Annotated in this window: 11 protein-coding genes; all 11 read right to left on the bottom strand. The window is 45.5% G+C overall.

Going from position 1 to position 12,009, the window contains the following annotated elements:
• Positions 1-71 precede the first annotated feature (71 nt).
• The gene (gene rplB, locus V6669_RS26805) at positions 72-902 is read right to left on the bottom strand and encodes a 50S ribosomal protein L2 (protein ID WP_017692078.1); all 831 of its coding nucleotides are present in this window, start codon (positions 900-902) and stop codon (positions 72-74) included.
• Positions 903-932: 30 nt separating this feature from the next.
• Positions 933-1,223, bottom strand: coding sequence for a 50S ribosomal protein L23 (gene rplW / locus V6669_RS26810; protein ID WP_017692077.1), 291 nt, complete (start codon positions 1,221-1,223; stop codon positions 933-935).
• Entirely contained in the window at positions 1,223-1,846 is a 624-nt protein-coding gene (rplD, locus tag V6669_RS26815; RefSeq protein ID WP_017692076.1) for a 50S ribosomal protein L4, read from the bottom strand. The genes rplW and rplD overlap by 1 nt, the downstream gene beginning before the upstream one ends.
• Before the next feature lie 25 nt (positions 1,847-1,871).
• The gene (gene rplC, locus V6669_RS26820) at positions 1,872-2,495 is read right to left on the bottom strand and encodes a 50S ribosomal protein L3 (protein ID WP_024633587.1); all 624 of its coding nucleotides are present in this window, start codon (positions 2,493-2,495) and stop codon (positions 1,872-1,874) included.
• 45 nt (positions 2,496-2,540) lie between these two features.
• A complete protein-coding gene (rpsJ, locus tag V6669_RS26825) occupies positions 2,541-2,849 on the bottom strand; it encodes a 30S ribosomal protein S10 (protein WP_017692074.1) in 309 nt (102 codons plus the stop codon).
• A 434-nt stretch (positions 2,850-3,283) separates the two neighbouring features.
• Positions 3,284-4,474 (bottom strand): elongation factor Tu, encoded by a 1,191-nt coding sequence (gene tuf, locus V6669_RS26830; protein WP_062836181.1) that lies wholly within the window; start codon positions 4,472-4,474, stop codon positions 3,284-3,286.
• Positions 4,475-4,569: 95 nt separating this feature from the next.
• On the bottom strand, positions 4,570-6,648 hold the full coding sequence (gene fusA / locus V6669_RS26835) for an elongation factor G (RefSeq protein WP_091039168.1): 2,079 nt from the start codon (positions 6,646-6,648) through the stop codon (positions 4,570-4,572).
• Positions 6,649-6,697: 49 nt separating this feature from the next.
• The gene (rpsG, locus tag V6669_RS26840; protein WP_018753997.1) at positions 6,698-7,168 is read right to left on the bottom strand and encodes a 30S ribosomal protein S7; all 471 of its coding nucleotides are present in this window, start codon (positions 7,166-7,168) and stop codon (positions 6,698-6,700) included.
• 87 nt (positions 7,169-7,255) lie between these two features.
• Complete coding sequence (gene rpsL, locus V6669_RS26845; RefSeq protein WP_017692070.1) at positions 7,256-7,678, bottom strand: 30S ribosomal protein S12; 423 nt, start codon at positions 7,676-7,678, stop codon at positions 7,256-7,258.
• 153 nt (positions 7,679-7,831) lie between these two features.
• Complete coding sequence (locus V6669_RS26850) at positions 7,832-8,080, bottom strand: ribosomal L7Ae/L30e/S12e/Gadd45 family protein (RefSeq protein ID WP_047841123.1); 249 nt, start codon at positions 8,078-8,080, stop codon at positions 7,832-7,834.
• A 205-nt stretch (positions 8,081-8,285) separates the two neighbouring features.
• On the bottom strand, positions 8,286-11,900 hold the full coding sequence (gene rpoC, locus V6669_RS26855) for a DNA-directed RNA polymerase subunit beta' (protein ID WP_091039166.1): 3,615 nt from the start codon (positions 11,898-11,900) through the stop codon (positions 8,286-8,288).
• Positions 11,901-12,009 lie beyond the last annotated feature (109 nt).

Raw genomic sequence — 12,009 nt, forward strand, 5'->3', positions numbered from 1 at the left:
GTGGAGATCCTCCCTTCAAACGTAGCTATTATGCATCCGCAGATGCCTCACGAAGTTATGCACAATGTGTATTACTTCGTGCGGCGGCGAATGATGTATTTATCAGAAGCTTTATTTTTCTTACGCGTTTTATAACCAAGAGTAGGTTTACCCCATGGTGACATTGGCGATTTACGTCCGATTGGAGCACGACCTTCACCACCACCGTGTGGGTGATCGTTAGGGTTCATTACTACACCACGAACCTCAGGACGTTTACCCAACCAACGGCTACGACCGGCTTTACCGATTTTGATGAGCTCGTGGTCTTGGTTACCAACAGATCCGATTGTCGCGCGGCAAACTTTCAAAATACGACGAACTTCTCCGGAAGAGAGACGAACGGAAACGTATTTTTCTTCTTTACCAAGCAATTGAGCTTCTGTACCAGCAGCACGAACCAATTGTCCGCCTTTACCTGGTTTCAACTCGATGTTGTGGATAACGGTACCTACTGGAATGTTTTCGAGTGGCAGTGCGTTACCGATTTTGATGTCTGATTCAGGTCCGGAGAATACTTGATCTCCAACTTTCAAACCTTTAGGAGCGATGATATAACGTTTCTCACCATCAGCATAGTGAATCAGAGCGATGTTGGATGTACGGTTCGGGTCATACTCAATCGTAGCAACGCGGCCCGGTATTCCATCTTTAGTACGTTTGAAGTCAATGATACGGTATTTACGTTTGTGTCCACCACCATGGTGACGAACTGTAATTTTACCTTGGTTGTTGCGGCCTGCTTGTTTGCTCAACGGGGCCAACAACGATTTCTCCGGCTGATTTGTGGTGATTTCCTCAAATGTAGAAACGGACATGTTCCGTCTTGCCGGGGATGTTGGTTTATACTTTTTGATTGGCACTGGGTTTCCCTCCTTACTTCAAAAATTCAATTATACTGTTTCAAAGAACTCAAGCGTTTTGCTGTCTTTTGTCAGCGTTACAAACGCTTTTTTCCATTCGCTAGTATATCCGGAATAACGTCCGTACCGTTTCGGCTTAGCTGGAACACGAAGCGTGTTCACGTTTTTCACTTTTACATTGAAAATAGCTTCTACTGCCTTTTTGATCTCGGTTTTGTTTGCACGGATATCGACTTCAAATACATATTTCAAGTCGTTCATCATGTCAGCAGTACGTTCCGTAATAATCGGACGTTTTACAATATCACGAGGATCCTTCATTACGCGAGCACCTCCTCTACCTTCTGAACTGCTTCTTTCGTAATGATCAATTTGTCGTGCGAAAGCACGTCAAGAACATTAATGCCGTCAGCAGCTACGAATTTCACGCCTGGAATATTCCGTGCGGAAAGAGCTACATTATCATCATAGCTAGGAGCTACGATCAAAGCTTTACGTCCCACTTTGAGGTTACTCAAGATGGCTGCGAATTCTTTAGTTTTAGGCGTGCTCAATGTGAGAGCGTCCAAAACGATAATGTCATTGTCAAGCACTTTGGATGAAAGGGCTGATTTGATCGCCAAGCGGCGAACTTTCTTAGGCAGTTTATACGCATAGCTCCGTGGTGTTGGACCAAATACGATACCGCCGCCTTTCCATTGTGGTGAACGAATTGAACCTTGACGAGCGCGACCTGTACCTTTTTGTTTCCAAGGCTTACGTCCACCGCCACGTACTTCAGAACGTCCTTTTACTTTGTGGGTACCTTGACGAAGGGAAGCGCGTTGCATAAGAACTGCATCGTACAGAACGTGTTGGTTCGGCTCAATTCCGAAAACCGCATCGTTCAATTCAACTTCGCCTACTTGGCTACCATCTACATTGTAAACTGATACTTTTGGCATTTTGTGTTCCTCCTTTCTTCAGTGGTTATTTTTTCACCGTTTCTTTAACTTTAATGAGACTGTTTTTCGGTCCAGGAATGGAACCTTTCACGAGCAACACGTTACGCTCAGCGTCTACTTTAACTACTTCAAGACGTTGGATTGTAACAGTATCATGTCCCATGTGTCCTGGCAGGCGTTTGCCTTTAGGAACGCGGTTAGCTTGGATCGAACCCATTGAACCAGGGCCACGGTGGTAACGCGAACCGTGTGACATAGGTCCAGTGCTTTGTCCCCAACGTTTGATAACGCCGGCAAAACCTTTACCTTTAGAAATACCCGTTACGTCAACGAATTCGCCTTCAGCGAAAATGTCAGCTTTCAGTTCTTGGCCAACTTCATATTCTGCGATGTTGATACCGCGAACTTCACGAACGTAGCGCTTAGGGGCAGTGTTCGCTTTTTTAGCGTGACCTGCTTCTGGCTTGTTAGCATTTTTCTCTTTCTTATCGGAGTAACCGATTTGAATTGCTTCGTAGCCATCATTCTCAATGTCTTTCTTTTGCAAAACAACACAAGGGCCTGCTTCGATAACCGTTACTGGAACGACGTTACCTTCAGGAGTAAATACTTGAGTCATTCCGAGTTTTTTTCCTAAGATTGCTTTCATGTTGACACCTCTTTTCCTCTATACATGGTCTTTGTTGTAGCTATATTACAATTTAATTTCGATATCTACACCGGACGGCAGATCCAAGCGCATCAAGGCATCCACAGTTTGTGGAGTCGGGTTAACGATGTCGATCAAACGTTTATGAGTACGTTGTTCGAATTGTTCCCGAGAATCCTTGTACTTGTGCACCGCACGAAGAATAGTAATGATTTGTTTTTCAGTAGGAAGCGGAATCGGACCGGATACACCAGCACCCGAACGTTTTGCTGTTTCAACAATTTTCTCCGCGGATTGATCAAGAATTCTGTGGTCGTAAGCTTTCAAACGAATACGAATTTTTTGCTTTGCCATTTTAGTCCCTCCTTCTATCGCCCAATTTTTTATCGGACATACTCCGTGAAAATTTTCTAGCCACTCTCCCATGGCAAAGGGGCCGGGTGTGCCAGTAACCTCTCACATCATCGCAACGTCACAGAACAACATTCATTATTATATAGAAAAGATAGGCGTATTGCAAGCATATTTAAGAAAAACATTTAAACTTATCTTTTCTGATGAAATGACTTCGTTTATTGCAGTGTTTATCTTCAATATCCAGGCTGCCTTGCCAATCCTTCTAAACTCGTAAATGATGTTCATCGTATGACGCAGGTTCCGAGCTTTAAACATAATAAAAGAGTTCTCTATCCGATGTCGGATAAAGAACTCTTCCGAAGCTTCGTTACAATACAATGTTACTCGTTCCAGTACACTGTTACATATGCTTTATTCAGCGTTAAGCCGAATTATTTTTGGATAGATGCTACGGAACCGGCACCTACTGTACGTCCGCCTTCACGAATGGAGAATTTAGTTCCTTCTTCAATCGCGATTGGGGAGATCAGGGAAACAGTAACAGTGATGTTATCACCAGGCATTACCATTTCAGTACCTTCAGGCAAGTTGATGATGCCTGTTACGTCAGTTGTACGGAAGTAGAACTGTGGACGGTAACCAGTGAAGAATGGTTTGTGACGTCCGCCCTCTTCTTTAGTCAGAACGTAGATTTGAGCTGTGAATTCTGTGTGAGGCTTAACAGAACCCGGTTTAGCCAAAACTTGGCCACGCTCGATGTTGTTACGGTCAACACCACGAAGAAGTGCTCCGATGTTGTCACCAGCTTGAGCGGAATCCAGCAATTTGCGGAACATCTCAACGCCTGTTACAACAGATTTTTTAGTTTCTTCAGTGATACCAACGATTTCGATCTCTTCGCCGACTTTAACAGTACCACGCTCTACACGGCCAGTAGCAACAGTACCACGACCAGTGATGGAGAATACGTCCTCGACAGGCATCAAGAAAGGTTTGTCAGTTTGACGCTCAGGCAGTGGGATGTAAGTGTCGATCTCTTTGAACATCTCAACGATTTTTTGAGCCCATTCGCCATCTGGGTTTGCCAGTGCTTCACGAGCGGATCCACGAGTGATTGGAGTATCGTCACCTGGGAACTCATATTCGTTAAGAAGGTCGCGAACTTCCATCTCAACCAATTCCAACAACTCTTCGTCTTCAACCATGTCACATTTGTTCAAGAATACAACAATGTAAGGTACGCCTACTTGACGGGAGAGCAAGATGTGCTCACGAGTTTGTGGCATTGGGCCGTCAGCTGCGGATACTACCAAGATAGCTCCGTCCATTTGTGCCGCGCCAGTGATCATGTTTTTAACATAGTCGGCGTGACCTGGGCAGTCTACGTGAGCGTAGTGACGAGTGTCAGTTTCGTACTCAACGTGTGCTGTGGAGATAGTGATACCGCGCTCGCGCTCTTCTGGCGCTTTGTCGATTTGGTCGAATGCTACAGCAGCACCACCGTAAGTTTTGGACAATACAGTTGTGATTGCAGCAGTCAGTGTTGTTTTACCATGATCGACGTGACCGATAGTACCGATGTTAACGTGGGGTTTATTACGTTCGTATTTAGCCTTTGCCATTTGAACGTGGCCTCCTTAAAATTATAATTTTATGTTTTCACTGAATGAAGTGCTCCGAATTAAATTCTTATGCACTTGCATCCAGTGTGAGAAAACTACTCGGTGCCTTTTGTTTTGGCAACGATTTCTTCAGCGATGCTCTTAGGAACTTCTTCATAATGAGAGAGTTCCATGGAGAATACGCCGCGTCCTTGAGTACCGGAACGAAGAGTTGTAGAGTAACCAAACATTTCAGACAGAGGTACCTTAGCACGGATGATTTGAGCTCCACTACGGGAATCCATACCTTCGATGCGGCCACGACGGGAGTTCAACATACCCATTACGTCACCCATGTACTCTTCTGGAACAGTTACTTCTACTTTCATGATAGGCTCAAGAAGAACTGGTTTACACTTGTCTTTAGCCGCTTTAAGCGCCATAGATCCGGCAATTTTAAATGCCATCTCATTGGAATCGACATCATGGTAAGATCCGTCTACGATTGTAGCCTTAACGTCAACAAGCGGGAAGCCTGCAATAACGCCGTTTTTCATTTGCTCTTCAATCCCTGACAGTGCAGGTTGAATGTATTCTCTAGGTACGGAACCACCGACAACCTTACTTTCGAACTGGCTGCCTGTACCCGGCTCGAGAGGTTCGAATTCAACCCATACGTGACCGTATTGACCACGACCACCGGATTGACGTACGAATTTACCTTCAACGCGCGCTGGAGCACGGAATGTTTCACGGTAAGCTACTTGTGGTTTACCCACAGTAGTTTCAACCTTGAACTCACGACGCATACGGTCGATGATGATATCAAGGTGAAGCTCACCCATACCTGCCAAGATTGTTTGACCTGTTTCTTCGTCAGTATGAGCACGAAGAGTTGGATCCTCTTCAGTCAACTTACCGAGAGCAACACCCATTTTATCTTGGTCAGCTTTGGTTTTAGGTTCAACGGCGATTTCGATAACCGGATCAGGGAAGTTCATTGACTCCAGGATAACCGGATTTTTCTCATCACATAGTGTATCACCTGTACCCGTATCTTTCAAACCTACGGCAGCTGCAATATCACCGGAGTAAACTTCAGTGATCTCTTGACGGCTGTTCGCGTGCATTTGAAGGATACGACCGATACGCTCACGTTTGTTTTTAGTGGCATTCAATACATATGATCCGGATTGAAGAACACCGGAGTATACGCGGAAGAATGTCAATTTACCAACGTAAGGGTCAGTCATGATTTTGAATGCCAATGCGGAGAATGGCTCTTCATCAGAGGACTTACGAACTGCTTCAGTTCCATCTTCAAGATGACCAGTGATTGATGGTACATCTGTTGGAGCTGGCAAGTAGTCGATAACAGCATCCAACATCAGTTGAACACCTTTGTTACGGTATGAGGATCCACAGATAACCGGGAAGATCTTAACATCTACAACACCTTTACGGAGTACGGCTTTGATCTCATCAATTGTGATCTCTTCGCCTTCCAGGTATTTCATTGTCAAATCTTCGTCCAGTTCAGCAACGCGTTCAATCAACTCGTTGCGAAGTTCTTCAACTTGATCTGCAAATTCTGCAGGAATGTCGGTTTCTTCGATATCTTGTCCAAGATCATCTTTGTACATATGAGCTCTTTGTGCAACGATATCGATGATACCTTTGAAATCATTTTCAGCGCCGATTGGAAGTTGAATTGCAACAGCGTTCGCTTGAAGGCGATCACGCATGTCAGATACAACGTTCAGGAAGTCAGCACCGATGATATCCATTTTGTTTACATATGCGATACGAGGTACGCCGTACTTGTCAGCCTGTCTCCATACGGTTTCGGACTGAGGCTCAACGCCTTCTTTCGCACTGAATACACCAACTGCTCCGTCCAATACACGAAGGGAACGTTCAACTTCAACAGTGAAGTCAACGTGTCCCGGGGTATCAATAATATTAACGCGGTGGCCTTTCCAAGCAGCGGTAGTTGCAGCGGAAGTAATCGTAATTCCGCGCTCCTGTTCCTGTTCCATCCAGTCCATTGTCGCAGCGCCTTCGTGTACTTCACCGATTTTGTGCGTACGTCCTGTGTAGAACAAGATCCGCTCAGTTGTCGTGGTTTTACCCGCATCAATATGAGCCATGATCCCGATATTACGTGTATTTTTCAAGGAGAACTCTCTAGCCATGAAATGGGTCTCCCTTCAAAATTGAAGTTTTTTTATTGTGAACTGAATCCTACCAACGGTAGTGAGCAAACGCTTTGTTCGCTTCAGCCATTTTGTGCGTATCTTCACGTTTTTTAACGGAAGCGCCTGTGTTGTTGGAAGCGTCGATGATCTCAGCCGCCAAACGCTCTTCCATTGTTTTCTCACCGCGGTTGCGGGAGTAGTTCACGAGCCAACGTAGTCCCAGAGCAGTACGTCTCTCTGGTTTTACCTCGATTGGTACTTGGTAGTTGGCACCGCCGACACGGCGAGCTTTAACTTCCAGGACTGGCATGATATTCTTGATTGCTGCTTCAAATACTTCCATCGGGTCATTACCCGTACGTTCTTGAATCAACTTGAACGCATTATACAGAATGCTTTGAGCAACACCGCGTTTTCCGTCGAGCATGATGCGATTGATCAAACGAGTAACCAACTTGCTGTTGTATACCGGATCTGGCAACACGTCTCTTTTCGTAACTGGACCTTTGCGTGGCATGGATATCCCCCTTTCTTTCTTGTTCAGCAGACCCTGTACCTTCCAGACCTAAGCCAGAAGGCTTTCAGGTTCTCTGCTTATAATGGTTTAGGCTTTTTTAGCTTTTGGACGTTTTGCACCGTATTTCGAACGAGCTTGCATACGGTTGTTTACGCCTGCAGTATCGAGAGCTCCACGAACGATGTGATAACGAACTCCTGCAAGGTCTTTAACTTTACCTCCGCGGATCAATACCACACTGTGCTCTTGAAGGTTATGTCCGATTCCCGGGATATAAGCAGTTACCTCGAGACGGTTCGTCAAACGAACACGAGCATACTTACGAAGTGCAGAGTTTGGTTTACGTGGAGTCATTGTACCTACACGAGTGCAGACACCACGTTTTTGTGGGGCACTGATGTTAGTAGATTCACGTTTCAAAGCGTTGAATCCTTTTTGCAAAGCTGGAGATTTTGACTTCTCAACTTTTGCTTGACGTCCTTTACGAACCAGTTGATTAATAGTTGGCATGTGATTGCCACCCCCTTCCTCAAATATTCATGTTTCTTTATAAACCTCTTTTCGCTAAGTCCACAGACCCAGGCGGTTCATAAAAAGACAAATGAAAAGTTTTTGCCTTAGAGAATCCCTAAAAGTTCTCGGACAAAAACGTTCCTTACACTATCATTTTACGACAGCAGCCATAGCTGCTCCCACTCCAATCCCGCAAGCTTTGCCGAGATTTTTCATTGTATCCACTTTCGTGTACTTCACATTGTGTTGTTCACACAAAGCAATGATTTTGGAAGTGAGCTGCGGATCACTATCTTCTGCGACATAGACTTCAGAAGCCATACCTGTCTGCACCATCCGCATGGTCTGTTTGGTACCTATTTTGACATGAGCATCTTGCAAGGCTTTTTCATTAGACATTGTGCATTCCTCCGAATAGAACCATGTACAATCAGCTGCCCACGCACCTTTGATATATTAGCATCTAGCGCAAGCATTGTCAATGCTAATCCTAAAACATTTTTTAAAAGTTTACGCACATCAGGATTCGTCCGCCTGCATTATACAAGCGTCCGCCTCCTGAAGTACAAAACTTTCATTCTCCTCTAAATGAGGAGGAATCTATTTAATCAACCGAAACTGGCTCAAGTTCTTCTACTGAAGATTGACCATCTTCTGGCTCAGCAAATTTGATGCTGCGGTAACGGTGCATACCTGTACCTGCAGGAATCAATTTACCGATGATTACATTTTCCTTCAGACCTAGCAACTGATCGACTTTACCTTTGATCGCTGCATCTGTCAGTACACGTGTAGTTTCTTGGAACGAAGCCGCCGAGAGGAAGGAGTCTGTTTCCAGGGATGCTTTCGTAATACCGAGCAGGATTGGTTTAGCAACCGCTGGCTCTTTATCACTAAGAATCGCAATTTTGTTAGCTCTTTCGTACTCATGCGTATCAACGAACGATCCTGGCAACAGCGTTGTATCTCCTGCATCTACGATGCGGATTTTACGCAGCATTTGACGGATCATAACTTCAACGTGTTTGTCATTGATTTCTACGCCTTGGTTACGGTATACGCGCTGTACTTCCTGCAAAATGTAGTTTTGTACGCCACGTACGCCTTTAATGCGCAGCATTTCTTTTGGATCAATGGAACCGTCTGTCAACTCGTCACCAGCTTCAATTTCCATGCCTTCGCTTACGCGCACACGGGAACCGTAGGTAACGGAGTATACTTTGGACTCCGCTTCACCTTGAATTTCAATTTCACGACGATCTTTCGCTTCGCGAATCTCTTTTACCACACCATCAATCTCACTGATCGTTGCTTGACCCTTAGGATTACGAGCTTCAAACAACTCTTGGATACGCGGCAAACCTTGCGTAATATCGTCTCCGGCTACACCGCCGGTGTGGAACGTACGCATTGTAAGCTGTGTTCCTGGCTCACCAATGGATTGTGCTGCAATGATACCAACTGCTTCACCAATCTCCACGTGTTTACCTGTCGCAAGGTTACGACCATAACACTTCTTGCAGACACCATGACTTGCACGGCAGCTGAGTACGGAGCGGATTTGCAATTTGGTGATTCCCGCTTTGATGATCGCTTCTGCTTTATCGGAGTCAATCAACTCATTGCGACCTGCAATGATTTCTTTTGTTTCCGGATGACGAACTGTCTCGAAGCAGTATCTGCCTTCAATACGGTCGTAGAGATCTTCAATAACCTCTTTACCATCCTGGATACGACTTACCGTAAAGCCTTTATCTGTACCACAATCATCATCACGCACGATTACGTCTTGGGCTACGTCTACGAGACGACGAGTCAGGTAACCTGAATCGGCTGTACGCAGGGCTGTATCCGCCAAACCTTTACGCGCTCCGTGAGTGGAGATAAAGTACTCGAGTACTGTCAGACCTTCACGGAAGTTCGATTTGATTGGGAGTTCGATAATACGACCGGATGGGTTGGCCATCAGACCACGCATACCGCCCAATTGGGTGATTTGCGATTTGTTACCCCGTGCTTTGGAGTCTACCATCATCATGATCGAGTTGTAACGATCCATGGACTTCATCAGAATCTCAGTGATGTCATCTTTGGATTTTGACCAGATATCAATGATACGGTCATAGCGCTCTTCATTCGTAATCAGACCACGACGGTACTGATTCGTAACGATTTGTGCTTTTTCCTCAGACTGTCTAAGAATTTCAAACTTCTCAGGCGGAACGATAACATCAGATACCGCAACCGTAATACCGGCACGTGTAGAGTATGTGAATCCAAGTTGTTTGATTTTATCCAAAATAACGGCTGTTTCCGTTGTGTGATAAATTTCAAAACAACGTGCAATGATGGAGCCGAGGTATTCTTTACCGACACCGCCAGCCAGAGGAGCATTCATAATAGCTTCTCTGAGATCAGCACCTTTTTCATATACAAATGAGTGATCTGCAGTACCTTGGTATAGGTTAGCACGAGTCGCATCATTGATATACGGGAAGCTTGCCGGGAAAATTTCGTTAAAGATAATTTTACCGATAGTTGTCAGCAACATTCCTTCTTGCTGTTCTTCCGTGAAGCTTGTTTTACCAAGCGCCTTAACCGGAATAGCAACACGAGCATGCAGACCAGCAGTACCACGTTGATATGCAGATACAGCTTCGTTAACTGTACGCAAGATCATACCTGTGCCCTTTTCTTCCTTGTTGTCCATAGTGAGGTAATAAGAACCAAGCACCATATCCTGGGAAGGAGTAACAACCGGTTTACCGTCTTTCGGGTTCAAAATGTTACCAGATGCAAGCATCAGGATACGTGCTTCCGCTTGAGCTTCAGCGGACAACGGAACGTGCACGGCCATTTGGTCACCGTCAAAGTCGGCATTGTATGCCGTACATACGAGTGGGTGAAGACGAATTGCTTTACCTTCAACGAGAATCGGTTCAAATGCTTGAATACCGAGTCTGTGAAGCGTAGGGGCACGGTTCAACAGAACCGGATGCTCCTTGATTACTTCTTCAAGAACATCCCATACTTCAGGACTTACACGCTCAACTTTACGTTTCGCGCTCTTGATGTTGTGGGCAAGCCCTTTATTTACAAGCTCTTTCATAACGAAAGGCTTGAACAATTCAAGTGCCATATCTTTTGGCAGACCACACTGATACATTTTCAGGTAAGGTCCAACAACGATAACGGACCGACCAGAATAGTCAACCCGTTTACCGAGCAAGTTCTGACGGAAACGTCCTTGTTTACCTTTCAGCATGTGGCTGAGAGATTTCAATGGACGGTTACCAGGACCCGTTACCGGACGTCCGCGACGACCATTATCGATCAATGCGTCAACAGCTTCCTGCAACATCCGTTTTTCATTTTGCACGATAATATCTGGCGCGCCCAGATCAAGCAGACGTTTCAGACGGTTGTTCCGGTTGATTACACGGCGATACAAGTCATTCAGGTCAGACGTTGCAAAACGTCCACCATCCAACTGTACCATTGGACGAAGTTCCGGCGGGATAACAGGAAGTACATCCATGATCATCCACTCTGGCTTGTTGCCGGAGTTGCGGAATGCTTCGATAACTTCCAGACGTTTGATTGCACGATTACGACGTTGTCCTTGCGCAGTCCGGAGCTCTTCTTTCAGGAACTCGAGCTCTTTGTCTATATCAAGGTCTTGAAGCAGTTTTTTAACCGCTTCTGCGCCCATGCCAGCCTGGAAACCATAGCCGTATTTTTCACGATAACTGCGGTATTCTTTCTCGGACAACAGCTGTTTTTTCTCCAGTGGAGTTTCTCCTGGATCAGTTACAACATATGATGCAAAATAAATAATCTCTTCAAGAGATCTTGGAGACATATCCAGAGCAAGACCCATACGGCTCGGAATACCTTTGAAGTACCAGATATGCGATACCGGAGCAGCGAGCTCAATATGGCCCATCCGTTCGCGGCGTACTTTCGCACGTGTTACTTCAACGCCACAACGATCACAGACAACGCCTTTATAACGGACGCGTTTGTATTTACCGCAATGACATTCCCAGTCTTTTGTAGGGCCAAAAATCTTTTCGCAGAACAGCCCTTCTTTTTCCGGTTTCAACGTACGATAGTTGATCGTTTCCGGTTTTTTCACTTCTCCGCGGGACCAAGAACGAATTTTCTCTGGGGAAGCAAGCCCGATCTTCATGTATTCGAAATTGTTGACGTCCAACAAGGAGCAACCCTCCTTAACCAATTCCTGTATTCTAGGTTACGCCCACTCCGGCCGAAGCCGGAGCAAGACGCGAGCCTGATGAAAAACGCCGGTCATCATGCGCTCGAAG

Origin of the sequence: Paenibacillus sp. Y5S-9 (assembly GCF_036894235.1) — a bacterium.
GTDB lineage: Bacteria > Bacillota > Bacilli > Paenibacillales > Paenibacillaceae > Paenibacillus.